Annotated in this window: 21 protein-coding genes; 13 read left to right on the forward strand and 8 right to left on the reverse strand. The window is 66.2% G+C overall.

Annotated features, from left to right (window positions below):
- Positions 1 to 146: 146 nt before the first annotated feature.
- Genes waaF through H618_RS0102035 form a run of 7 tightly spaced genes read left to right on the forward strand, consistent with a single transcriptional unit; the run spans position 147 to position 7,107 of the window.
- On the forward strand, positions 147 to 1,196 hold the full coding sequence (gene waaF, locus H618_RS0102005) for a lipopolysaccharide heptosyltransferase II (RefSeq protein ID WP_028693468.1): 1,050 nt from the start codon (positions 147 to 149) through the stop codon (positions 1,194 to 1,196).
- Entirely contained in the window at positions 1,197 to 2,255 is a 1,059-nt protein-coding gene (gene waaC, locus H618_RS0102010) for a lipopolysaccharide heptosyltransferase I (RefSeq protein WP_028693469.1), read from the forward strand.
- A complete protein-coding gene (locus H618_RS0102015) occupies positions 2,255 to 3,379 on the forward strand; it encodes a glycosyltransferase family 4 protein (RefSeq protein WP_028693470.1) in 1,125 nt (374 codons plus the stop codon). Before waaC ends, H618_RS0102015 begins: the two co-directional genes overlap by 1 nt.
- Positions 3,376 to 4,182 carry a lipopolysaccharide core heptose(I) kinase RfaP gene (gene rfaP, locus H618_RS0102020; protein ID WP_028693471.1) on the forward strand — a complete coding sequence of 269 codons (807 nt, stop codon included), beginning with the start codon at positions 3,376 to 3,378 and terminating at the stop codon, positions 4,180 to 4,182. The genes H618_RS0102015 and rfaP overlap by 4 nt, the downstream gene beginning before the upstream one ends.
- The gene (locus tag H618_RS0102025; protein WP_028693472.1) at positions 4,182 to 4,916 is read left to right on the forward strand and encodes a lipopolysaccharide kinase InaA family protein; all 735 of its coding nucleotides are present in this window, start codon (positions 4,182 to 4,184) and stop codon (positions 4,914 to 4,916) included. The genes rfaP and H618_RS0102025 overlap by 1 nt, the downstream gene beginning before the upstream one ends.
- Positions 4,913 to 5,665 carry a lipopolysaccharide kinase InaA family protein gene (locus H618_RS0102030; protein ID WP_028693473.1) on the forward strand — a complete coding sequence of 251 codons (753 nt, stop codon included), beginning with the start codon at positions 4,913 to 4,915 and terminating at the stop codon, positions 5,663 to 5,665. The genes H618_RS0102025 and H618_RS0102030 overlap by 4 nt, the downstream gene beginning before the upstream one ends.
- A complete protein-coding gene (locus tag H618_RS0102035) occupies positions 5,665 to 7,107 on the forward strand; it encodes a lipopolysaccharide kinase InaA family protein (protein WP_028693474.1) in 1,443 nt (480 codons plus the stop codon). Before H618_RS0102030 ends, H618_RS0102035 begins: the two co-directional genes overlap by 1 nt.
- Here the strand turns inward: H618_RS0102035 and H618_RS0102040 are convergent.
- The 3 genes from H618_RS0102040 to H618_RS0102050 form a co-directional block, all read right to left on the reverse strand.
- The gene (locus tag H618_RS0102040) at positions 7,068 to 9,881 is read right to left on the reverse strand and encodes a dermonecrotic toxin domain-containing protein (protein WP_028693475.1); all 2,814 of its coding nucleotides are present in this window, start codon (positions 9,879 to 9,881) and stop codon (positions 7,068 to 7,070) included. The two genes, H618_RS0102035 and H618_RS0102040, sit on opposite strands and share 40 nt — an antisense overlap.
- Before the next feature lie 111 nt (positions 9,882 to 9,992).
- The gene (locus H618_RS0102045; RefSeq protein ID WP_028693476.1) at positions 9,993 to 10,703 is read right to left on the reverse strand and encodes a 3'-5' exonuclease; all 711 of its coding nucleotides are present in this window, start codon (positions 10,701 to 10,703) and stop codon (positions 9,993 to 9,995) included.
- Entirely contained in the window at positions 10,700 to 12,637 is a 1,938-nt protein-coding gene (locus H618_RS0102050; RefSeq protein ID WP_028693477.1) for a putative nucleotidyltransferase substrate binding domain-containing protein, read from the reverse strand. Before H618_RS0102050 ends, H618_RS0102045 begins: the two co-directional genes overlap by 4 nt.
- 209 nt (positions 12,638 to 12,846) lie before the next feature.
- Between H618_RS0102050 and H618_RS0102055 the strand changes: the two genes are divergently transcribed.
- Positions 12,847 to 13,305, forward strand: a complete 459-nt coding sequence (locus H618_RS0102055) for a response regulator (protein ID WP_028693478.1) — start codon at positions 12,847 to 12,849, stop codon at positions 13,303 to 13,305.
- 210 nt (positions 13,306 to 13,515) lie between these two features.
- On the opposite strand, the gene H618_RS0102060 is transcribed toward H618_RS0102055, so the two are convergent.
- Positions 13,516 to 15,693, reverse strand: a complete 2,178-nt coding sequence (locus tag H618_RS0102060) for a malate synthase G (protein WP_028693479.1) — start codon at positions 15,691 to 15,693, stop codon at positions 13,516 to 13,518.
- Between the two features lie 403 nt (positions 15,694 to 16,096).
- On the opposite strand from H618_RS0102060, the gene H618_RS0102065 reads away from it, so the two are divergent.
- Positions 16,097 to 16,615 carry a glycine cleavage system transcriptional repressor gene (locus H618_RS0102065; RefSeq protein WP_028693480.1) on the forward strand — a complete coding sequence of 173 codons (519 nt, stop codon included), beginning with the start codon at positions 16,097 to 16,099 and terminating at the stop codon, positions 16,613 to 16,615.
- 245 nt (positions 16,616 to 16,860) lie between these two features.
- Here H618_RS0102065 and rarD read toward each other — a convergent pair whose 3' ends face one another.
- The 4 genes from rarD to H618_RS0102085 form a co-directional block, all read right to left on the reverse strand.
- Positions 16,861 to 17,745 (reverse strand): EamA family transporter RarD, encoded by an 885-nt coding sequence (gene rarD / locus H618_RS0102070; RefSeq protein ID WP_028693481.1) that lies wholly within the window; start codon positions 17,743 to 17,745, stop codon positions 16,861 to 16,863.
- A 61-nt stretch (positions 17,746 to 17,806) separates the two neighbouring features.
- Positions 17,807 to 18,781, reverse strand: a complete 975-nt coding sequence (locus H618_RS0102075) for a serine/threonine protein kinase (protein ID WP_028693482.1) — start codon at positions 18,779 to 18,781, stop codon at positions 17,807 to 17,809.
- Positions 18,782 to 18,826: 45 nt separating this feature from the next.
- Complete coding sequence (locus tag H618_RS0102080; RefSeq protein WP_028693483.1) at positions 18,827 to 19,588, reverse strand: TOBE domain-containing protein; 762 nt, start codon at positions 19,586 to 19,588, stop codon at positions 18,827 to 18,829.
- A 73-nt stretch (positions 19,589 to 19,661) separates the two neighbouring features.
- Complete coding sequence (locus tag H618_RS0102085; RefSeq protein ID WP_028693484.1) at positions 19,662 to 20,399, reverse strand: ComFC family protein; 738 nt, start codon at positions 20,397 to 20,399, stop codon at positions 19,662 to 19,664.
- Between the two features lie 89 nt (positions 20,400 to 20,488).
- On the opposite strand from H618_RS0102085, the gene bioB reads away from it, so the two are divergent.
- The 4 genes from bioB to bioC are packed head-to-tail and all read left to right on the forward strand — an operon-like array spanning position 20,489 to position 24,259.
- Complete coding sequence (gene bioB, locus H618_RS0102090) at positions 20,489 to 21,547, forward strand: biotin synthase BioB (protein WP_028693485.1); 1,059 nt, start codon at positions 20,489 to 20,491, stop codon at positions 21,545 to 21,547.
- Position 21,548: 1 nt separating this feature from the next.
- On the forward strand, positions 21,549 to 22,721 hold the full coding sequence (bioF, locus tag H618_RS0102095; protein WP_028693486.1) for an 8-amino-7-oxononanoate synthase: 1,173 nt from the start codon (positions 21,549 to 21,551) through the stop codon (positions 22,719 to 22,721).
- Positions 22,714 to 23,445, forward strand: coding sequence for an alpha/beta fold hydrolase (locus H618_RS0102100; RefSeq protein ID WP_028693487.1), 732 nt, complete (start codon positions 22,714 to 22,716; stop codon positions 23,443 to 23,445). The genes bioF and H618_RS0102100 overlap by 8 nt, the downstream gene beginning before the upstream one ends.
- Positions 23,438 to 24,259, forward strand: coding sequence for a malonyl-ACP O-methyltransferase BioC (gene bioC / locus H618_RS0102105; RefSeq protein WP_028693488.1), 822 nt, complete (start codon positions 23,438 to 23,440; stop codon positions 24,257 to 24,259). The genes H618_RS0102100 and bioC overlap by 8 nt, the downstream gene beginning before the upstream one ends.

The raw sequence follows: 24,259 nt of genomic DNA on the forward strand, positions 1-24,259 counted from the left end.
GCCCCGGCAGGGTAGCGCTCAGGGAATCGCCTCCCGGGGTGTGGGTGGTACACTGTGCGCCATTGAGCCTGACTATAAAGAGGGGCGGCCGTGCCGGACTCGGTCTTGACCTGCACCGAGCCTTCCCGCGCGTTTCTGGACTAAGCATGAGAATACTGATCATTGGCCCGAGCTGGGTCGGCGACATGGTGATGGCCCAGACACTGTTCCAGTGCCTGAAACAGCGTCATCCCGACTGCGTCATCGACGTGCTGGCGCCCGATTGGAGCCGGCCGATCCTCGAGCGCATGCCCGAAGTGCGCCAGGCCTTGAGCTTCCCGCTCGGCCATGGCGCGCTGGAGCTCGGCACGCGCCGGCGCATCGGCAAATCCCTGGCTGGCCAGTACGACCAGGCCATCCTGCTGCCCAACTCGATGAAGTCGGCGCTGGTGCCGTTCTTCGCGGGTATTCGTCAGCGCACCGGCTGGCGCGGCGAAATGCGCTGGGGCCTGCTCAACGACGTGCGCAAGCTCGACAAGGCCCGCTACCCGCTGATGATCGAGCGCTTCATGGCGCTGGCCTACGAGCCGGGCGCCGAGCTGCCGCAACCCTACCCACGCCCCGAACTGCGTATCGAAGCCGGCAGCCGCGAGGCCGCGCTGGGCAAGTTCGGCCTGAGCCTCGACCGGCCAGTGCTGGCGCTGTGTCCGGGTGCCGAATTCGGTGAGGCCAAGCGCTGGCCGGCCGAGCACTACGCCGAGGTCGCCGATGCGCTGGTGCGCCAAGGCTGGCAGGTGTGGCTGTTCGGTTCGAAGAATGACCATCCGGTGGGCGAGTCGATTCGCGCGCGGCTGATTCCCGGTCTGCGTGAAGAGTCGGTCAACCTGGCGGGCGAAACTTCCCTGGCCGAGGCCATCGACCTGATGTCCTGCGCAGCGGCGGTGGTCTCCAACGACTCCGGGCTGATGCACGTTGCCGCCGCCCTCAACCGCCCGCTGGTGGCGGTGTACGGCTCGACTTCGCCGGGCTTCACGCCGCCACTGGCCGAGCAGGTCGAGGTGGTGCGCCTGGGCCTGGAGTGCAGCCCCTGCTTCGACCGCACCTGCCGCTTCGGCCACTACAACTGTTTGCGCCTGCTGGAGCCACAGGCGGTGATCGCTGCCCTGCAACGCCTCGACGGCGGCCAGCTGATCGATGTCATGGCCGAGGTCGACTAAGTGCGGGTACTGATCATCAAGACCTCATCGCTTGGCGATGTGATCCACACCCTGCCGGCGCTCACCGACGCCGCCAAGGCCTTGCCCGGCATCCGCTTCGACTGGGTGGTGGAGGAGGGCTTCGCCGAGATTCCGGCCTGGCACCCGGCAGTCGACCAGGTCATTCCGGTGGCCATCCGCCGCTGGCGCAAGAACCTCTGGCAAACCCTCAAGAGCGGCGAGTGGAAAGCCTTCAAGCAGCGCCTGCGCGCCCACCGCTACGACCTGGTGATCGACGCCCAGGGCCTGCTCAAATCAGCCTGGCTGACCCGCCTGGTCAAGGCGCCGGTGGCCGGGCTCGACCGTTATTCGGCCCGCGAAGGGCTGTCGAGCCGCTTCTACGATCGGCGCCTGTCGGTCGCCGTCGGCCAGCATGCCGTAGAGCGGGTGCGCCAGTTGTTCGCCCTGGCCCTGGCCTACGACCTGCCTGAAGGGCTGGGTGACTACGGCCTCGATCGGGCGCGCCTGCAACTGCCGCCGACCGCCCCCTACGTGGTGTTTCTGCATGGCACCACCTGGGCCACCAAGCACTGGCCCGAAGCCTACTGGCGAGAGCTGGCCGAGCGCATGGGGCCGCGCAAGCTGCAGGTCTGCCTGCCGTGGGGCAACGCCGAGGAAAAGGCCCGCGCCGAGCGCATCGCCGCGGGCCTCGCGCACTGCCAGGTGCTACCGCGCCTGAACCTGGTGGGTGTGGCCCGGGTACTGGCGGCGGCCAAGGCCTGCATCGCCGTGGACACCGGTCTTGGCCACCTGGCGGCGGCACTGGATGTGCCGACCATCTCGTTGTTCGGCCCGACCAATCCGGGCCTGACCGGCGCCTACGGGCGCAGCCAGGTGCACCAGGGCAGTGATTTTCCCTGTGCGCCGTGCCTGCAAAAGAAATGCACTTACCGACCGAGCGCCGAGGACCTGCGCCGGTTCGATCTCAAACGCGAGTGGCCGCTGTGCTTCACTCGCCTGAATCCCGAGCATGTGGCGAGCCGCCTGAGCGCGCTGCTGCTGGCTGAGGATGTCCGTTGATGCAATTGGCTTTCGTGCTCTACAAGTATTTCCCCTTTGGCGGCCTGCAACGCGACTTCATGCGCATTGCCCTGGAGTGCCAGCGCCGTGGGCATCGGATCCGGGTCTACACGCTGATCTGGGAAGGCGACATTCCGCCGGGCTTCGAGGTGCAGGTGGCGCCGGTCAAGGCGCTGTTCAACCACCGCCGCAATGAAAAACTCAGCGCCTGGATGGAGGCTGATCTGGCCAAGCGCCCGGTCGACCGCCTGATCGGCTTCAACAAGATGCCGGGCCTTGATGTCTACTACGCTGCCGACGGCTGCTTCGAAGACAAGGCGCAGACCCTGCGCGGCAACCTGTACCGGCGCTGGGGCCGCTACCGGCATTTTGCCGAGTACGAGCGGGCGGTGTTCGCCGAGGATTCGGCCACGCAAATTCTGATGATTTCCGAGGTTCAGCAGCCGCTGTTCGTCAAGCATTACAACACCCCCGCCGAACGCTTCCACCTGCTGCCGCCGGGGATTTCCCACGACCGCCGTGCGCCAGACAACGCCGCTGAAATTCGCGCGGCGTTTCGTCAGGAATTCGCCTTGGGCGATAACGACCTGCTGCTGGTGCAGATCGGCTCGGGCTTCAAGACCAAAGGCCTGGACCGCAGCCTCAAGGCCCTTGCGGCATTGCCGGCCGAGCTGCGCAAGCGCACCCGATTGATGGTCATCGGCCAGGACGACCCCAAGGTGTTCCAGCTGCAGAGCGCCACCCTGGGCCTGGGCGAGCAGGTGCAGTTCCTTAAAGGCCGCAGCGATATTCCGCGCTTTCTGCTCGGCGCCGACCTGTTGATTCACCCGGCCTACAACGAGAACACCGGGACCGTGCTGCTCGAGGCGCTGGTCGCCGGTTTGCCGGTGCTGGTGTCGCGGGTCTGCGGCTATGCCCACTATATCGAAGAGGCCGATGCCGGCCGGGTGCTCGATGAGCCCTTCGCCCAGGAGCAGCTCAATGGCTACCTGCAAGACATGCTCGAACGCCCCGAAGCGCGCGCCGAGTGGGCACGCAATGGCCTGGCCTTCGCAGACAGCGCCGACCTCTACAGCATGCCGCAGCATGCCGCCGACGTGATTCTCGGCGAGGAGCGCCCATGAAGCTGATACTGGCCGAGCCGTTCAAGCGCCTGTGGGCCGGGCGCGACCCGTTCGACGCCGTCGAAGCACTCGACGGTGAGGTGTACCGCGAACTCGAAGGCCGGCGCACGCTGCGCACGGAGGTGGCTGGCGACGGTTACTTCGTGAAGATTCACCGCGGCATCGGCTGGGGGGAGATCTTCAAGAACCTGTTCAGCGCCAAGCTGCCGGTGCTCGGTGCCGGCCAGGAATGGCGTGCTCTGGAGCGCCTGCACCAGGCCGGTGTGCCGACCATGACTGCGGTGGCTTTCGGCGAGCGCGGCAGCAACCCGGCCACCCAGCACTCGTTCATCGTCACCGAAGAATTGGCGCCGACCATCAGCCTGGAAGACTTCAGTCTCGACTGGCGGCAACGCCCGCCGGCGCCGCGGCTCAAGCACGCGTTGATCGCCGAGGTGGCGAAGATGACCGGCACCATGCACCGCGCCGGGGTCAACCACCGCGACTGCTACATCTGCCACTTCCTGCTGCACACCGACCGGCCGATAGCGCCCGGGCAGTTGAAACTGTCGCTGATCGACCTGCACCGCGCGCAGACCCGCGCCCGCATCAGCCGCCGCTGGCGCGACAAAGACCTCGCCGCGCTGTATTTCTCGGCCCTGGACATCGGCCTGACCCGGCGCGACAAGCTGCGTTTCCTGCATGGCTACTTCCAGCGCCCGCTGCGCGACGTGCTGCGTGATGAAGCGGCGTTGCTGGCGTTCCTCGAGCGCAAGGCGCAGAAACTCTACGCACGCAAGCAGCGCTATGGGGATGCACTCTGATGGCCGGTTGGACATTGGCGCCAGACTACGCGCGCCTGGCAGCCGACTTCGGCAGCCTCGATGCGGTGTTCGCCCTGCACGGCGAACGCCTCACCCGTGACCCGCTCAGCGAAGTGGTACGCATCGAGCGCGAGGGCGTCAATTACTACGTCAAGCGCTACACCGGCGCCGGCAAGGGCCTGCGCCGCTACCTGGGGCGCCCGCGCATCAAGGCCGAGTGGCAGAACCTCAAGCAGTTCGCCAAGTGGGGCATCCCCACTGCCGAGGTGGTGGCCTGGGGCCTGGAACGCAATGGCCTGGGCTTTGGCCGTGGCGCGATGATCACCCGCGAACTGCCGCGCACCGAAGACCTCTCGGTGCTGGCCGAGCGCAACGATGCGCGCCTGGCCGACCGCGCCTGGGTCGATCACATCAGCCGGCAACTGGCCCGGCATACGCGGGTGATGCACGATCACCACTTCACCCACAACGACCTGAAGTGGCGCAACCTGCTGGTCGACGACCAGGCCACGGTGTATTTCATCGACTGTCCGACCGGGGATTTCTGGCGCGGCTTCATGCTCCGCCACCGCGTCATCAAGGATCTGGCCTGCCTGGACAAGGTGGCCAAGTATCACCTGTCGGCGACCCAGCGCCTGCGCTTCTACCTGCAGTACCGTGGCCACCAGCGCCTCAACGCCCACGACAAGCAGCGGGTGCGCCAGGTGCTGAGCTTTTTCGAGGGACGGGAATGACCGATTACCTGGCCAGCAGTGACCTTGCCCTGTTGCAGCGTCATGGCCTGAATGATTTCGAGGCGCTGTGGGCCTTGCAGCTCGATGCCGTCGACGAACCGAACACCGGCCGCGGCGGCTGGAGCAGCGTCTATCGCCTGGAGCTCGAAGGCAAGGGCTACTACCTCAAGCGCCAGCGCGACTACTTCACCCGCACCCTGCACGCGCCGCTCGGCGAGCCGACCTTCGCCCGCGAGTTTCGCAACATCAGCCGCTACCAGAAGCTGGCGATTCCGGCGCTGCAAGCGGTGTTCTTCGGTCAGCGCAAGGGCAAGGACGGGCACCGTGCCATTCTGCTGACCCGCGCGCTGGACGACTGGCAAGACCTCGACAGCCTGCTCGGCCAATGGCCACAACTGCCCGCCGACCGTCGCGCCGGCATCCTGCGCGCCTGTGGCGAACTGGCGCGCACCCTGCACGCTGCCGGTCAGGTGCATGGCTGCTTCTACCCCAAGCATATTTTTCTGCGTGAGCGCCGTGATGGCTGGCTTGCGCAGTTGATCGACCTGGAAAAGACCCGGCCGTTGCTGCTCGGCCAGCGCGACCGCCTCAAGGACCTGGAGCCGCTGCTGCGCCGCGCCCGGGTCTGGAGCGAGGGAGACGTGCGCAGCCTGCTTGGCGCCTACCTGGCCCAGCCTGCCGACAGCGCCCTGGTCGGCGACTGGCTGCAACGCCTGACCCGCCGCCGCCACGACAAAGAGGCCCGTTGATGCGTTTGTCCGAACTGACCCAGGCCGGGCGCAGCCCGAGCCTGCCCTTGAACATTCGGCTGGAAGACGCCGCCGGGCCCAGCGACTTGCTTGTGCATCGGCTGTTGCGCGTGCTGCCGGGGCAGCGCTATGTCGGCGCCGCCACCTGGCGCGGCACGCCGGTGCTGGCCAAGCTGCTGGTCGGCAGCAACGCGGCGCGGCACTTCCAGCGCGAACTCGAAGGCGCACGCCTTTTGGCCGCGCAAGGGCTGAAGACGCCAACGCTGCTGGCCGATGGCCTGGTCGATCATGAAGGCGGCTGGCTGCTGTTCGAGTTTCTCGACGATGCGCAAAGCCTGGGCCAGGCCTGGCAAGACGTGCAGCACCTGACGCCGCTGGCCGACGCGCAGCAGCAGGTGCTCGGTGAGGCCCTGGCTGCGGTGGCGCAGATGCATGCGGTGGGGCTGTGGCAGGACGACCTGCACCTGGACAACCTGCTGCGCCAGGGCGGTGAGCTGTACCTGATCGACGGCGGCGGGGTCAAAGCTGAAACCCCCGGGCAGCCGTTGTCCCGTCAGCGTGTGCTGGAAAACCTCGGGGTGTTCTTCGCCCAGTTGCCCAAGCGCCTCGAGCCATTTCTCGAAGAGCTGCTGGTGCATTACCTGCTCAGCAATGCCGAGCACGCCTTGCCGCTCGAAGCGCTGCAAAAGCAGATCGACAAGGTGCGTAGCTGGCGGCTCAAGGACTACCTCGACAAGGCCGGGCGCGACTGCACGCTGTTCAGCGTCGAGCGCTCGCTGTCGGGCTTGCAGGCCATTCGCCGCAACGAAGTCGCAGCGCTGGCCCCGGTGCTGGCGCAGGCCGACGCGCTGCTCGACCAGGGCCACTTGTACAAGACCGGTGGCGCTGCCAGCGTGGCGCGCATCGAGGTCGGCGGTCGGCCACTGGTGCTCAAGCGCTACAACATCAAGAACACCGCGCACTGGTTCAAGCGCTTCTGGCGCCCGAGCCGGGCCTGGCATTCATGGATTGAGGGGCATCGCCTGGAGTGCCTGGGCATCGCCACGCCGCGCCCGCTGGCGGTGCTCGAACAGCGCGTACTGGGCCTGCGTAGCCGCGCCTATTTGCTCACCGACTATGCCGATGGCCCTGACCTTACGGCCAGCTTCGCGCCCTACGTCGACAGCGGCGCAGCCCCGGACGAGCAAGTGCATGCCCTGGTGCAGTTGATGCAGCAGCTGATCGCCGCGCGCATCAGCCACGGCGACATGAAGGGTCACAACCTGTTCTGGCAGGACGGCCAGTGGTCGCTGATCGACCTCGACGCCATGTGCCAGCACGCCACCCAGCTCAGCTTCGCCAGCGCCTACGGGCGTGACCGCGCCCGCCTGCTGCGCAACTGGCCGAGCGGCAGTGCCTTGCATCAGCGGCTCGACGCCGCGCTGCCGCGTCTCACCGCGTAAGCCTCAGGCAACGCCAGCCAGTCGCTGCTGCGGCCAGGCTGGCGCACGCGAATGCGCCACTGCTCGTGCTGCCAGCGCAGGATCGCCCAGGCCGTGGCGCCTTGTACCGACTGCTCGGGAATCAGCAGATGGTAGTGGTTCTCCAGCAGGTGCCGGCGCAGCGGCAGGGCGCGCGCCCCGGCCAGCAGGTACAACTGCTGGTCGATTTCGTACAGGCCGTCTGCCGCTTGTGCCTGGCCCTCTGTCGGCACGGCGCTGAGCCGGCACCGCTCGATCAGCGCGGGCAGGTCGGGCAGGCCGTCGAACCACAGCACCGGTGAATCCACCACCCACTCGCCATCGGCGCGGCGCTTGACCGGCACCTTGACGTAGGCGTCCGGCATGCGCGGGTCGACCACCCGCCAGCGATAGCCATCGAAGGCCACCTGATAGTGGGTGCCCGAGGCATCTCTGATGAAGTACAGACTCAGGCCCGGATAGGGCGAGCGTTGTTCGTAGATGCCTTCCTTATGAATGCCATCGACCCGGTAGTGCAGGCGATCGGCATTGACCCGCACCGCCGCCGAAGTCGGCAGTTTCAGCGGAGGTGTCGGCGGTAGCGCGCGGATCGCCCGGCGAATCACCGTGGTGCCGCCAATGCTGTTGACCGCGTCGCTGGCGTGGGTGAACGCCTCCACCAGGTGTTTGAGCACCCCGACCCGATCATCTTTGCCGAAGGCCTTTTCGGTATCGATCACCGACAGCAGCGAGCGAGCCACCGCCAGGGCGGTCAGGCCCCGCGTCGGTAGTACCAGGCTCACCAGATCGAGCAGTACCGAAAACGCATGCAGGCTGAACTCGCCGAGCAGTTCCAGGCGGGTGTGCGTGCTGGCGTCGACGGCGGCAAGCAGGGCATTGACCTCGGCGCGGTAGCGGGCCTGCTGGAAGTTGCCGGTGATCGCCGGGCGCAGGGCGATGGCGCCCAGGCCGCCTCTGGTCAGCCAGCGCTCGACCTGCTCGCGGTCAAGCATCGGCAGACGGTCCTGAACGTACTCGCGCAGGTGCGGTTTTTCGCGCAGAGAGCGCAGCATGTGCCGCGCGTTGCGAAACTCGCGCCAGGCACGTCGATCAGGGGCGTCCGGGGTGTAGGCCAGCAGCCGCGTGCTGGTGGGGGCGTCGGGGGTGATCAACATCACATCGTGCAGCGTGTGGCCGGCGATCAGCACTTGGCGCACGCTGATTTTCGCAGCATCGAGCGTCTCGCGCGCCTGGCTGTCGGGGTGATCGATGGCCAGGGTTGCCCAGTTGTAGCCCCTTTCGAACGGGTCTTCGAGAAAGTGTCCGGCATAGCGCGCCTTGGCCGCCTCGGCGCGCATGCGTGCGCGACTGATCGCCACGTACTGGTCCCGGCGCCACTGCGCTTCCAGGGAGGTGAGCAAGTGGGTGCGCAGGTACTGGCTGTACCGTTCGCCGACATTCAGCGCGCGCACCATGCGCTTGACCTGAGTCGGGCTGATGCCTGTCACGGTTTTGCCCTGCTCATCGTGAATCCGAGCGGTCAGCCAGTAATCGATGTCGAGCAGGCCGACGTTGAGCAGCGCCAGCTCATCGAGGCGATAGGTCTGGGTGACCAGCTCGATGGTGTCGCCCACCTGGGGCCGGGCGGCGACCGGAATCCAGCCGGTGCTTATGCCGGGGTGGGTCACCGGGCCACGCTGGCGCGCCAGGGTCACGCTGATATACACCGCAAGTGGGTCCAGATCGAGCTGATGACGCTGGCGCAACTCGCTTCGCAGACGCTCGCGGGTCCAGGCCAGCAGGCCGTTGCGCTCGTTGAACTGGGTATGGCTGAGCACACCCGGTGCCGCTGCGTGGTCGATGGCGATGACCAGTTCCTGCATGGTCTGCATGATGTGAGTCAGGCCCTCGGCGGAGGCGTTTTTCAGCCAGGCCGGCGAGTTGCGTTCCAGCAGCAGGCCGTAGCGGGTTTGCAGGGCGCAGCGGCTGTCGAGCCATGGCAGCAGTTCGGCGGTGTGTTGCAGACGCGCTTGCAGGGCCGGCCAGTTCACTTCTGACTGTTCGGCAGCTGCTTGCCAGACCTGCGTCAGGGCGTGGTACTGCGCGTCGATCAGCGCCTGTGCCTGGGCCTGCACCAGGTCATCGTTGAACCACTCGTAGCGCAGCCGCTCGGCGTTGTGCGCCCGGTCGCGGTCTGCCGGGCTGTCGAGCAGATGCAGCAGCGGCCGGCTCTGCTGTGGATCATCCAGGCGCTCGCACAGCTCGATGTGCAGATCGGCCAGGTCATGGAAGGCTTCGATGCCATGCGAGAGGCTGTACAGCAGCGCGTATCCGCTGGGCTGGCCAGGGTCGGCCATGCTGCCTTGCGGGCCGCCTTCGACGATCACGAAGGCGCCGTGCAAAGCGCTGCGCCAGTTGGGCGTGGTGATGTCCAGCAGCGGTCGGTAGATCTGCGGGCGTTGCGCCGCGGGCAACGGCTGGCGCTGTGAGGGCAGCGGCGAGGTCAGGCACGTGCGGATCAGCTCGGCGTGCCCGGAGCCTAAGGTGTGGTCGCCGCTGCGCAGGTCGATCTGCGCCAGCAGTTGCTGGCGCATGATCGCGCTCAGGCGCTGGCGGCGATTGCCTGCAGCCTGCGGGTCGGCCAGCCAATAGTCGGCCAGCGCTGCGAAATAGTCGTGGCGTGCGCGGGCCAGGGGCAACTCAGGGTTGGCGTGCGGCGGCGAAGCGAGCAGGGCGCTCAGTTGCAGGTCGAAGGCTTTGAACTGTTCCAGGGTCATGGTGCTGGCTCGGTGGTGAGGGAGCCGTGAACGCTGGCGCCTGTGCAGCCGTTAGCGGTAGTAGCGAGCTACCGCTTGCCGGGCAGGGCGCCGCGCCTGCCCAAGCATTGCTCAAAGGCTGGGGTGATGGGCCGTGCGTCGGCGCCAGGCGCTCAGTTGCTGTTCCAGCAGCCGTGGACTGTCCAACTGCTGTCGGCGCGCCTGGCTGAGCAGGATGAGCATCAGTTCCGCGGTGACCTGGGCATCGGCGCTGGCGTGATGGCGTTCCTGCACGTGCAGGCCGAAGCGGGCGATCCAGTCGTCCAGGCCGGCTTCGCGCAGCACGGTGTCGGGGTTGAGCATCGGCGCCAGCTCGGCGACATCCAGAAACGGATGCTGCAGGCGATGACCCAGGCTGTCTTTCAACGCCCGGGTCAGCATGCGTTGGTCGAACGGTGCGTGGAATGCCAGCAGCGGGCTGTCACCAATGAATTCGAGCAACTCCAGCAAGGCCTCGGCCGGATCGCAGCCGGCGGCCAAAGCGCTGGGCCCAAGGCCGTGGATCAACACGCTGGAGGTGGTCTTCTGTGCAGGTCGGTGCAGGGTCCGTTCGAACTGCTGGGCGAAGTCGATGGCGCCATCGTCGATCACCACCGCCCCGATCGACAGCACTTGGTCACGGTTGACGTTCAGGCCACTGGTCTCGAGGTCGAGCACCACCCAGCGCTGCTCGCGCAGGCTGCAGTCGCGCCACGGCGCAGGGCCGGGCAACTGCGCCAGACGCTGCTTGAGCGCCTCGCTCAGGGTCGGCGCGGGGGCGCGCAGCCAGCTCAGCAGGCTCATAGCTGGTAGCGCAGCGCCAGGCTGCTTTGCAGGCGCTGGGCCTGACGCAGCGACTCGCGCAGGATGCGTCGGTCGAGCTGATTGAGGCTGTCCGGGTCGAGGCGGTTGCTGTAGGGCTGGTTGTCGCGGGTCTGGCGCTGGTGCTGCTGCATGCGGGTCTGCTGAATGAAGTGGTAGGCCTCCTCGAAGGCGGCAGCGTCGAGCGCGTCGATGATTTCACGCCGTGCCAGCTGGCGCAGGCGTTCGACGGTATTGTTGGCGGCGATGCCATGGGCCAGCGCCAGCAGCCGGGCGCCATCGACGAAGGGCGTGAGGCCCTGCACCTTGAGGTCGAGGGTGGCGGCCTTGTCGTTGCCCTGGCGGGTCAGCACGAACTCGCGCAGACGCCCGACCGGCGGGCGCTGACGCAAGGCATTCTCGGCCAGCATGCGTTGGAACAGGCGGTTGTCGGCGACCTGGGCGAGGATGCCCTGGCGCAGGTGTTCACAGCCCTGTTCGTCGCCCCATACCGCGCGCAGGTCGAAATAGATGCTCGAACCGAGCAGGTTCTCCGGGCTGGCCTCGCGGATGAAACCGGCGAAGCGCAGTGCCCACTCACTGCGCGACAGGCACAGCTGCGGGTTGCCGGCCATGATATTGCCGGTGCACAGGGTGAAACCGCACAGCGCCAGGCTGCGGTTGATGTGTTGCGCCAGCGGCAGCAGGCGCTGGCGAATGGCCTCGGCCTCGATGGCGTTGGCGGCCTCGAACAGAATGCCGTTGTCCTGATCGGTGTGCAGGGTCTGCTCACGTCTGCCTTCGCTGCCAAAGCACAGCCAGGTGAAGGCGATGCCCGGGTCGCCCAGTTCGGCCAGGCTCAGCTCGATGACCCGACACACGGTGTGATCGTTGAGCAGAGTGATGAGCTGGGTGATCTGCGACGACGACGCGCCGTGGGCCAGCATGCGTTCCACCAGCTGGCCGATCTCGCCGCGCAGCGACACCAGGGTTTCCACGCGGGCGGCGTGGCGAATGGTGCGGGCCAGGTGCACCAGGTCGACCCGTTGCAGGGAAAACAGGTCGCGCTCGGAGACCACCCCGCACAGGCGCTGCTCATCCACCAGGCAGACATGGGCGATGTGTCGCTCGGTCATCGCCAGGGCGGCATCGAAGGCGGTGGCCTGGGGGCTGAGGTAGAACGGCCGGGCGGTCATGTGGCGGGCGATCGGTGCGCTGAGGTCGGTGCTGGCATCGGCCACCACCTGGCGCAGGTCGCGCAGGGTGAAGATGCCGGTCGGGAAGCGCTGTGCATCGACGATGACGATGCTGCCGACTTGCTGCTGGTGCATCAGCCCGACCGCCTCGCGCAGCGGCATGTCGGCAGCGCACACCACCGGATGACGCATGGCCAGTTCGCCCAGAGGCGTGTTGAGCGAGTACTGATTGCCCAGGGTATGCACGGCGCGCTGACGCACCTGCTGGTTGACCTGGTCGAGCAGGCTGCTGACCCCACGCAGGGCGAAGTCGCGGAACACTTCCGACAGCGAGAACACGCGGATGAACGCGGCTTTGTTCAGTTGCAGGCAGAAGGTGTCTTCGCCGGCCAGGTGCTCGGTGCGGGTGGCACGTTCGCCGAGCAGCGCAGCCAGGGGGAAGCATTCACCGCTGGTGATTTCGAAGGTGGCGTGGGTATCGGCACCGGTGGCCGACTGCCGCTCGCCCACCACCCGGCCTTGTTTGACGATGAAGAAATGCGTGACAGGCCCGTCAGCAGGCTTGACGATGCTTTCACCACTGGCATAAAAGCGCAGTTGGCACTGTTCCACCAGGTAGGCCAGATGGCTGTGCTCCATCTGGTTGAACGGCGGGAAGCGTTGCAGGAACTGCAGCGTGCCCTGAATGTTCTGCAGCACCGCTGTTCTGCCTGCCTGATCGAAGGCGTCCTGTTTGCTCATCGCACTGACCGCATGCTTGGCCCGCGCAGGTGGCGCGGGCCTCGTTGTTGTCGGGCCATGGTCGGCCGCTGGGCAGGTGCTGCCCATTGGACGTAAGTCTAGGAGGGCCGGTTAACGGGCAAGGTGTCAAATTGCCGACGAAAGGCAGTATGTATACGCGTCAGTTGCGGTCTGAACTGAGCGAAAGAAAGTTTTTTGACGAGAAGAGCATGACTGAGCACGACGACATCCTCAGCGACGCTGAACGCGAGGCTCTGGCTGGGGTGGTTGCACCCGATGAGCCGGCGCCTGCGGTGCTGGTGGTGGATGACAATCCGGTCAACCGCGAGGCGTTGGCGGCCTACCTGCGCAGCCGCAGTATCGACACCTGCGTGGCCGATGGCGCGCGCCAGGCGCTCAGTCAGCTCGGCGCGCATCCGCGCATTGGCCTGATGGTCACCGACTTGCGCATGGCCCCGGACGATGGCCTGGCGCTGATTCGCCAGGTGCGCCTGTCGCAACGGGCAGAGCTGCCGATCATCGTGGTGTCGGGGGATACCGACGTGCAGGAGGCGGTCGAGGCGATGCACCTTGGGGTGCTGGATGTGCTGCTCAAGCCGGTGGATCTGGGGCGGTTGCTGGAGCTGGTGAGCACTGAGTTGAAGCTGGAGGGAGGGGCGCGGGGCTAGGCTCTGTCTGAAAAGTTCTGAGACGCCGGGGAGACAAGGCGAAAACAGCCGAGGAAGCGGAGTTTACTAGTTGTAAATGAGCATTCCGAGGCTGTTTTCAACGCAGGATCACCAAGTATCAGGGCTTGTCAGGCAGAGCCTAGGGCTGTCGCTTGTCATTTTCGAGGGTGGTGATGGGGGCCGCACAGCGGCCCCGATTGGCAGGCTGACTCAGCGCCCGTGCCGCGCCTTGAACTCGCGGCGGCGGCGGTGCAGCACCGGCTCGGTGTAGCCGTTGGGCTGTTTGGCGCCTTCGATGACCAGCTCCACCGCGGCCTGGAAGGCGATGTTGTCGTCGAAGTTCGGCGCCAGCGGACGGTACAGCGCGTCACCGGCGTTCTGCCGGTCGACCACCGCAGCCATGCGCTTGAGGCTTTCCATCACCTGATCCTGGCTGACCACGCCATGGCGCAGCCAGTTGGCCAGCAACTGGCTGGAGATGCGCAAGGTGGCGCGGTCTTCCATGAGGCCGACGTCATTGATATCCGGCACCTTCGAGCAGCCCACGCCCTGGTCGATCCAGCGCACCACGTAACCGAGGATGCCCTGGGCGTTGTTGTCCAGTTCGTTGCGGATTTCCTCGGCCGACCAGTTGGTGTCAGCGGCCAGCGGAATGCTCAGGATGTCGTCGACCGATGCCGGGGTACGCTGGGCCAGTTCGGCCTGGCGCGCCTGCACATCGACCTTGTGGTAGTGCAGCGCGTGCAAGGTGGCGGCGGTCGGCGAGGGTACCCAGGCGGTGTTGGCGCCGGCCAGCGGGTGAGCGATCTTCTGCTCCAGCATGGCCGCCATCAGGTCAGGCATGGCCCACATGCCCTTGCCGATCTGCGCGCGGCCTTGCAGGCCGGTGGCAAGACCCACGTCGACGTTGTTGTCTTCGTAGGCGGCAATCCATTTCTGGTTCTTCATGGCGCCCTTGCGCACCACCGCGCCGGCTTCCATGGAGGTATGGATTTCATCGCCGGTGCGGTCGAGGAAGCCGGTGTTGATGAACACCACGCGCTCGGCCGCCGCCTTGATGCAGGCCTTGAGGTTGACCGTGGTGCGGCGCTCCTCGTCCATGATGCCGACCTTCAGGGTGTTGGCCGGCAGGCCCAGCAGTTGCTCGACGCGGGCGAACAGTTCTGCGGCGAAGGCCACTTCTTCCGGGCCGTGCATCTTCGGTTTGACGATGTACACACTGCCGCTGCGGGTGTTCTTGCGCTGGGTGTTGCCGTTGAGGTTGTGCACCGCAGCCAGCACGGTGAACAGCGCATCCTGAATGCCTTCGGGAATTTCTTCGCCCTGGGCGTCGAGAATCGCCGGGTTGGTCATCAGGTGGCCGACGTTGCGCACGAACAGCAGCGAACGGCCGTGCAGGGTCACGCTGCCGCCGTTGGGCGTGGCGTACTCGCGGTCGGCGTTCAGGGTACGGGTGAAGGTCTTGCCACCCTTGCTGATACTTTCCGCCAGGTCGCCCTTCATCAGGCCCAGCCAGTTGCGGTAGACCAGCACCTTGTCGTCGGCATCGACTGCGGCGACCGAGTCTTCGCAGTCCATGATGGTGGTCAGCGCCGACTCCATGAGGATGTCTTTGACGCCGGCGGCGTCGGTGCTGCCCACCGGGGTGCTGGCGTCGATCTGAATCTCGAAGTGCAGGCCGTTGTGCTTGAGCAGCAGCGCGGTAGGCGCGGCGCCGTCGCCGTGCAGGCCGATCAGTTGCGCATCGTCACGCAGGCCGCTGTTGCTGCCGCCCTTGAGTGCGACCACCAGCTTGCCGGCCTCGACCCGGTAGGCCACGGCATCGGCATGGGAGCCGGCGCTCAGCGGCGCCGCCTGGTCGAGGAAGGCGCGGGCGAAGGCGATGACCTTGTCACCGCGAACCTTGTTGTAGCCCTGGCCTTTCTCCGCGCCGCCTTCCTCGCTGATGGCGTCGGTGCCATACAGCGCGTCGTACAGCGAGCCCCAGCGGGCGTTGGCGGCGTTCAAGGCGAAGCGCGCATTCATCACCGGCACCACCAGTTGCGGGCCGGCCATATGGGCGATTTCTTCATCGACGTTCTGGGTGCTGGCGTGGAAATCGTCTGCTTGTGGCAGCAGGTAGCCGATCTCCTGGAGGAAAGCTTTGTAGGCGGCGGCGTCGTGCGCCTGGCCTTGGCGCGCCTGGTGCCAGGCGTCGATTTGCGCTTGCAGTGCGTCGCGTTTGGCGAGCAGTGCTTTGTTCTTTGCAGCGAGGTCGTTGATGATCTTTCCAGCACCGTCCCAGAACTGCGTGGCGACGATGCCGGTCCCGGGAATGGCCTCGTCGTTGACGAAGTCATACAGGACCTTGGCGACCTGAAGGCCACCGACTCGAACGTGTTCAGTCATTGCTTGCCTCACTCTGCTCAGCTGTTTCGCTCATCGTAAAAAGCCTGTAACGCACCTTCCGCAAGGCTCCCGGACATGCCCTGAGGCGGCGGGAAGCGGCAGTGAAATCCGCCACAGGGGCGGCGTACAGGCGCCTCGGCAGACAACCGGAGGACATCTTGTAGTCCGGTTCGGCGAATACTACATGAAGCCGCTCGCCGGTGAACATCAGACTAAAAGCGTCGCTCGGCGACCATTTGGTCGCACAAGGTCACGCTGGGAAAGCGCATGTTCGCAAAAACCAAGTGGATTGTTCCAGATAAATCTCCAAACAGTACACGATCATTGTCGCGAACCTCGCTGCGGCAGGTTGCCGCGCGTTGCCTATACTCGGAGTTCGCCTGTCTGCCATGAGGAGCGTGCTGTGGAGCATCTGGTCATAACTGTCATCGCCGCCGATCAGGCGGGCCTGGTCGAACGCATCGCGCGCTGCATCAGCGAGCATCAGGGCAATTGGCTGGAAAGTCGCATGTCGCGCATGGCCGGGCAATTTGCCGGCATCGTCAGCGTGGCAGTGCCCAGCGCCGAGCAAGGCCGTCTGCTGACCTCGCTGCAAGCGCTGTCCAGCCAGGGCATTCGCGTGCAGATCGCCGAAAGCGGCGGCGAGCCGAGCGCAGTGCGTCAGGCGGTGACGATGGAACTGGTGGGTAACGACCGGCCCGGGATCGTCCGTGACATCAGCCGGGTGCTGGCGCAACTGGCGGTGAACGTGGAACGGCTCAGTACCCAGGTACAGCCCGCGCCCATGAGCAACGAGCCGCTGTTTCGCGCCGAAGCGGTGCTGGCGCTGCCGGCCGAGCTGTCGCTCGAGCGCCTGCAACAGCGCCTGGAAGGCCTGGCCGATGAGCTGATGGTGGAACTGACCGTTCGCGCCGAGGCCTAGGGCGGTTTTCCACAGTCGTTATGCACAGGCAAAGTTATGCAGAGTTGGCGGGGATTGCCTTGTGGATAAGCTGGGGGGATAGAGCTGTAGGCCTTGTAGCGCGTGGCTTGTAGAAGTTTGATCAGAAAATGTACAGAGCGACGCTGCTTGTGCACAAACGGCGGGGATGGGGCTGTGGATAAGCTCTGGAGATAACGCTGCAGGCCTTGTGCCATAAGGCCTGCAGAGGTTCGATCATAAAATGATCAGCGTTTGCGCAGAATCAGCCAGGTGTCGACGCTGTAGACCAGCAGCCCAGCCCAGATGAACATGAACGCCACCAGGCTGCTGGACGACAGGTGCTCGTCGAACAGCCAGACCGCCTGGGCCAGCACCAGCGTCGGTGCCAGGTATTGCAGAAAGCCCAGCGTGGTGTAGGGCAAATGCCGCGCAGCGGCGTTGAAACACAGCAACGGCACCAGCGTCACCGGGCCTGCCGCCATCAACCACAGCGCCTCGGTAGTGAGGTAGAAGCCCGGTTGCGCGCTGCCCATGCCGGGGTGCAGCAGCAGCCAGCCCAAGGCCAGCGGCAGCAGCATCCAGGTTTCCACGACCAGGCCGGGCAAGGCCGCCACCGGGGCTTTCTTGCGAATCAGGCCGTAGAAGCCGAAGGTCAGCGCCAGGGCCAGCGACACCCAAGGCAGGCTGCCGACCTGCCATACCTGCTGCGCTACACCGACGCAGGCCAGGCCCACCGCCAGCCATTGCAGGCGGCGCAGGCGTTCACCGAGCAACAGCATGCCCAGCAGCACGTTGACCAGCGGGTTGATGTAGTAGCCAAGGCTGGCTTCGAGCATGCGCCCGCTGTTCACCGCCCAGACATACACCAGCCAGTTCAGCGCGATAAGACTGCCGCTCAGGGCCAATACCGCCAGGCGTTGCGGGTTCTGGCGCAGGTCGCGCCACCAGCCGGGGTGCTTCCACACCAGCAGCATCAGGCCACCGAACAGCGCCGACCAGAGCACCCGGTGCAGGATGATCTCCAGCGCCGGCACGCTTTGGATGGCCTTGAAGTAGAGCGGGAACAAGCCCCAGATGACGTAGGCCGACAGGCCCAGCAGATACCCGCGTCGCGGGTTGGCGGCGTGCATGAACGTTCCTTGCTGTGTGAGGGTGAAGCGGCGGGTAGTGTAGACAACCCGCCTGGCGGATTCAGAACAATTTCAGCGGCGCTTCATCCAGCGCGGCGCACTGTTCACGCAGGGCGAGGATCTGATCGCCCCAGTAACGCGGCTGGCCAAACCAGGGGAAGCTGTGCGGGAACGCCGGGTCGTCCCAGCGCCGCGCCAGCCAGGCGCTGTAATGCAACTGACGCAGCGCGCGCAACGGCTCGATCAAGACCAGTTGGCGCGGGTCGAAGTCGTGGAATTCGTTATAGCCGTCGATCAGCTCGGCCAGTTGCCCGAGGCGTTCCTCACGGCTGCCGGCCAGCATCATCCACAGATCCTGAACCGCAGGACCCATGCGGCAGTCATCGAGGTCGACGATATGGTAGGTGTCGTCGCGGTGCATGAGGTTGCCGGGGTGGCAGTCGCCATGCAGGCGAATGACCTGATGCGGGGTACGGGCGTAGATCTTCTCGACCCGGTCGAGCACGTCACGGGCCACCGACTCGAACGCCGGCAGCAGTTCCCTGGGCACGTAATCGCCGTCGAGCAAGGTGCGCAGCGAGGCGTGGCCGAAGGCTGACACGGTGAGCGTCTCGCGGTGCTCGAAGGGCCGCGTGGCGCCCACCGCATGCAGGCGTCCGAGCAACTGGCCGAGGCGGTAGAGCTGGTCGAGGTTGCCCGGCTCAGGGGCATGGCCGCCGCGCCGCGGAAACAGGGTGAAGCGAAAGCCCTGATGGCTGAACAGGCTGCGCTGGTCGAACTGCAGCGGCGCCACCACCGGCACCTCGCACTCGGCCAGCTCGGCGCTGAAACGGTGCTCTTCGAGAATCGCCGCGTCGCTCCAGCGATCGGGCCGGTAGAACTTGGCGATCAGTGGCTGCTCGCCTTCGATGCCCACCTGGTATACCCGGTTTTCATAGCTGTTGAGCGCCAGCACCCGAGCGTCGCTGAGTAGACCGACGCTCTCTACGGCGTCCAGGACCAGATCAGGGGTGAGGGTGTCGAATGGATGAGACATGGGCGCTCCGCAGGGCCTGAACAGTCGCCCATGGTAGCGCAACCCTTACAACGGCGTGCCAATCAGCACGTAGGAGGGGTGGAACAACGCTTCGATGGCGCTGCCCGGGCCGATGCCATGGCGCTGCAGCCAGGCGCTGTCGGCGATGGCGCACAGGCTCTGGCCGTTGCCCAGTTGCAGGCGCACCTCACTTTGCCCGTCATCCCCGGCCAGGCATTCGCTGACCTGCGCCTGCAGGCAGTTGTCGTCGGGGTCGAGCGCTTCGTCGCCCAGCGACAGCCGCACCCAGCCAGCCTTGAGCAGCGCGACCACGGTATCGCCCAGGGCCAGGTCGAGGCGTTCGGTGCTGTCCGGGGTGATCAGCGCGGTGATCTGCGCGCCCCCGGCCAGGGTCAGGCCAATGCGGTCGTGGCGTCCTTCGCGTTGCAGCAGGCTGACCGTGCCGGACAGTTGATTGCGCGCGCTGGTGCGCAGCATCAGGCGTCCGAGCAGGTCGAGGTCGCTGGCCTGTTCGGCTTGCAGCACCTGGGCTTGCAGCGCTTGCAGGCGCAGGTACAGATCGAGCACCCGCTGGCCCTCGTTCGACAGTTTTGCGCCACCGCCGCCACGACCACCGGTACTGCGCTCGACCAACGGGCTGGCCGCCAGGTTGTTGAGTTCGTCGATGGCGTCCCAGGCGGCCTTGTAGCTGATGCCGGCGGCTTTCGCCGCGCGGGTGATCGAGCCTTGCTCGGCGACATGCTGGAGCAGGGCGATGCGCTGCGGGCGGCGGGCGATGTGCTGGGTGAGCAAGGTAGGCAAGGGCATGGGCAGGGTGGAGGTTCCAGGACGGTAGCGGAAGGAGAGATAGCCGCGACGTTGCCTCTGCCCCCGGTGCAAGTCAAGCCTGCGCTGGGCTCGGCGTGCGCGCCAGGCAATAGACGTCGACTCGCTGCGCCCCGGCCCGGCGCAGCAGGGCTGCCAGGGTCTGCGCGGTGCTGCCGGTGGTGAGCACGTCATCGATGATCGCCAGGTGCAGGCCGGCAGGTTGCGCCGCTGGCGTCAGGCTGAAGGCGTCGCGCAGGTTGCGTCGTCGCGCGCGGGCGCTGAGGGTTTGCTGCGCAGGCGTGTCGCGGCAGCGCGTCAGCCAGCCTTCGCTGCACGGCAGCTGCAGCTCGGCCGACAGCCAGCGGGCGAGCATCGCCGCCTGGTTGAAGCCGCGCACACGCAGGCGTCGCCTGGCCAGTGGCACGGGCAACAACAGGTGCGGACGCGGCAAGCCTTCTTCGAAGCGGTGGCGCAGGTCGTGGCTGAGCAGCAGCGCCAGCACGCGCCCCAGCGGCCACTGGCGATGGTGCTTGAAGCGGCTGATGACGCTATCGAGCGGGAAGCCGTAGCGCCAGGGCGCGACCACCGAGGTGAAGGCCGGCGCCCGGCGCAGGCAGGCCGCACAGGTGAGGTTGGCTGCGGGCAACGGCAGGGCGCAGCGCTGGCAGGCGTCGATCAGCCAGGGCAGTTCGTTCTCGCAGGGGTGACAAAGCGGGTAGGGTTGCTCGGCCGGCTCGCTGCACAGTGAGCAGGTTTGCTCGCTATTTAACCAGTTGTTGACCAGTGCTTTTAACGCAAGTTGACAGTTCATGGGCCTTCCGTGAGTATGCGGGCTATCCGTGAGGCGCTGGCGGGGGCTCCCTGTCGCGGCGCAGCAACAGCCTAAACAAGGAAACGCCGATGAGCGCGAGCACAACTGCAACAACACGTCACGACTGGTCCCTGGCTGAGGTCAAGGCCCTGTTCCAACAACCGTTCAACGACCTGTTGTTTCAGGCGCAGACCGTCCACCGTGCGCATTTCGACCCCAACCAAGTGCAGGTCTCGACCTTGCTGTCGATCAAGACCGGCGCCTGCCCGGAAGACTGCAAGTACTGCCCGCAGTCTGGCCACTACAACACCGGGCTGGAAAAACAGAAGCTGATGGAAGTGCAGAAGGTGCTGGAAGAAGCCGCACGGGCCAAGGCCATCGGCTCGACCCGCTTCTGCATGGGCGCGGCCTGGAAGCATCCGTCGGCCAAGGACATGCCCTACGTGCTGGAGATGGTCAAAGGGGTCAAGGCCATGGGCCTGGAAACCTGCATGACCCTCGGCAAGCTCGATCAGGAGCAGACCAGCGCCCTGGCCCAGGCGGGCCTGGACTACTACAACCACAACCTCGACACCTCGCCGGAGTTCTACGGCAGCATCATCACCACCCGTACCTACAGCGAGCGTTTGCAGACCCTGGCCTACGTGCGCGATGCCGGCATGAAGATCTGCTCGGGCGGCATTCTTGGCATGGGCGAATCGCTCGACGACCGCGCCGGCCTGCTGATCCAGCTGGCCAACCTGCTGGAGCACCCCGAGTCGGTGCCGATCAACATGCTGGTCAAGGTCGAAGGCACGCCACTGGCAAATGAAGACGATGTCGACCCGTTCGATTTCATCCGCATGCTGGCCGTGGCGCGGCTGTTGATGCCCAAGTCCCATGTGCGCCTGTCGGCAGGCCGCGAAGCCATGAACGAACAGATGCAGGCACTGGCGTTCATGGCCGGGGCCAACTCGATCTTCTACGGTGAAAAACTGCTGACCACCGGCAACCCGCAGGCCGACAAGGACATGCAACTGTTCGCCCGCCTCGGCATCAAGCCTGAAGCGCGTGAAGAGCACGCCGACGAGGTGCATCAGGCGGCCATCGAGCAGGCGCTGGTCGAGCAGCGCAGCAGCGAACTGTTCTACGACGCAGCGTCGGCCTGAAGTGGCGTTCGATCTCACGGCGCGCCTGTCCCAGCGGCGCGCCGCTGACCTGTATCGCCAGCGCCCGCTGTTGCAGAGCCCGCAAGGCCCGCAGGTGGTGGTCGACGGCCAGCCACTGCTGGCCTTCTGCAACAACGACTACCTTGGCCTGGCCAACCACCCGGAGGTGATCGCCGCCTGGCGCGCCGGTGCCGAGCGCTGGGGCGTCGGTGGCGGTGCCTCGCACCTGGTGATCGGCCACAGCACCCCGCACCATGAGCTGGAAGAAGCCCTGGCCGATCTGACTGGGCGCCCGCGTGCGCTGCTGTTTTCCACCGGCTACATGGCCAACCTCGGCGCCATCACCGCGCTGGTCGGGCAGGGCGATTCGGTGCTGCAGGATCGCCTCAACCACGCCTCGCTGCTCGACGGCGGCCTGCTCAGTGGCGCGCGCTTCAGCCGCTACCTGCACAACGATGCGCAGAGCCTGGCCAGCCGTCTGGACAAGGCCGTGGGCGACTGCCTGGTGGTCACCGACGGGGTGTTCAGCATGGACGGCGACATGGCCGACCTGCCGGCGCTGGCCGCAGTGGCCAAGGCCCGCGGCGCCTGGCTGATGGTCGACGACGCCCATGGCCTGGGCACCCTGGGCGCCCAGGGCGGCGGGGTGGTCGAGCATTTCGGCCTGGGTGTGGATCAAGTGCCGGTGCTGATCGGCACCCTGGGCAAAGCCTGTGGCACCGCCGGGGCATTCGTGGCCGGCAGTGAAGAGCTGATCGAGGCGCTGGTGCAGTTCGCCCGGCCTTACATCTACACCACCAGCCAACCGCCGGCACTGGCCTGCGCCACGCTGAAAAGCCTGGAGCTGCTGCGCCGGGAAAGCTGGCGCCGTGAACACCTCGATGGGCTGATCGCGCAGTTCCGCCAGGGCGCGGCAGACATTGGCCTGCAACTGATGGACAGCATCACGCCGATCCAGCCGATCGTCATCGGTGACAGTGCCCGGGCCATCGAGCTGTCGCGCCGGCTGCGCGCGCGCGGGCTGTTGGTCACTGCGATTCGTCCGCCCACGGTGCCGGCGGGCAGCGCGCGGCTGCGGGTCACCCTCAGCGCGGCGCACAGCGAGGCGCAGGTGCAGCTATTGTTGGACGTATTGGCCGATTGTTATCCACAACTGGAGCCTGCCGATGCGTGACCGACTGATTCTTCTTCCCGGCTGGGGGCTGGGCACCGCGTCCCTCGAACCCCTGGCCGCCAGCCTGCGGGCCCAGGACCCACGTCTGCACGTCGAACTGGCGCCGTTGCCAGAGCTGGCCGACAGCGCGCTGGAGGTGTGGCTGGACTACCTCGACCGGCGCCTGCCCAAGGATGTCTGGCTCGGCGGCTGGTCGCTGGGCGGCATGCTCGCCAGCGCCCTGGCCGAGCGCCGTGGCGATCACTGCTGCGGGCTGCTGACCTTGGGTAGCAACCCCAGCTTCGTCGCCCGCGCGGACTGGCCCCATGGCATGGCCGCCGACACCTTCGGCACCTTCCTCGACGGCTGCCAGAACCACACCCAGGTGACCCTCAAGCGCTTTCGCAGCCTGTGCAGCGAGGGCGCCCAACAGCCGCGCACCTTGCTTCGACAACTGGGCATCGGCGTGCCCGACACCGACCCGCTGTATCTGGCCAACGGTCTCAAGGTATTGGCCCAGCTCGATACACGCGAGGCTTTGCAGCGCTACAGCGGCCCGCAACTGCACCTGTTCGCCGGCAGCGACGCGCTGGTGCCGGCCGAAGCGGCGCAGGCCCTGAGCGAGCTGCTGCCTGACGTCGAGGTCGGCCTGGTCGAAGAGAGTTCCCATGCCTTCCTGCTGGAGTACCCGCAGGATCTGGCCGAAGGCATCAAGAGTTTCCTGCATGAGAGTGGTGATGACTGATCTATCCCAGCCCAACCTGCCCGGTACATTGCCGGACAAACGTCAGGTGGCGGCGTCGTTTTCCCGTGCGGCCGCCAGCTATGACAGCGTTGCCGCGTTGCAGCGTGCGGTGGGGCACAACTTGCTCGGACGCCTGCCGCAGCCGCTGACGGCGCCGCGCTGGCTGGACCTGGGCAGCGGCACCGGCTTTTTCAGTCGCATTCTTGCCGAGCGTCATGGCGAGGATGGCGTTGCCGTGGATCTGGCCGAGGGCATGCTCGACCACGCCCGGCAGCAGGGTGGCGCGCGTCACCATGTGGCTGGCGACGCGGAACGTCTGCCGTTGCAGGACGGCTGTTTCGATCTGATCTTCAGCAGCCTGGCGCTGCAATGGTGTGGGCAGTTTTCTGCGGTGCTCGACGAGGCGGCGCGGGTACTGCGTCCAGGCGGGGTGTTCGCATTCAGCAGCTTGTGCGTCGGCACCCTCGATGAACTGCGTGCCAGTTGGCAGGCGGTCGACGGCCAGGTGCACGTCAATCGCTTCCGCCACTTCGACGACTACCAGCGCCTGACCGCTGCCAGCCCTTTGCAGGTGCTCGATGTGCAGCGCCAGGCCCATGTGCTGCATTACCCCGACGTGCGCAGACTGACCCACGAGCTCAAGGCGCTGGGTGCCCACAACCTCAACCCTGGCCGGCCTACCGGGCTTACCGGTCGAGCGCGAATCGACGGCCTGCTGCGCGCCTACGAACGTTTCCGCGACACGCAAGGGCTGCCGGCGACCTACCAAGTGGTGTACGGCGTGCTGCGCAAACCGCTGATGGGCGAGGATTGA

The sequence above is a fragment of the Pseudomonas cremoricolorata DSM 17059 = NBRC 16634 genome, from assembly GCF_000425745.1.
Lineage (GTDB): Bacteria > Pseudomonadota > Gammaproteobacteria > Pseudomonadales > Pseudomonadaceae > Aquipseudomonas > Aquipseudomonas cremoricolorata.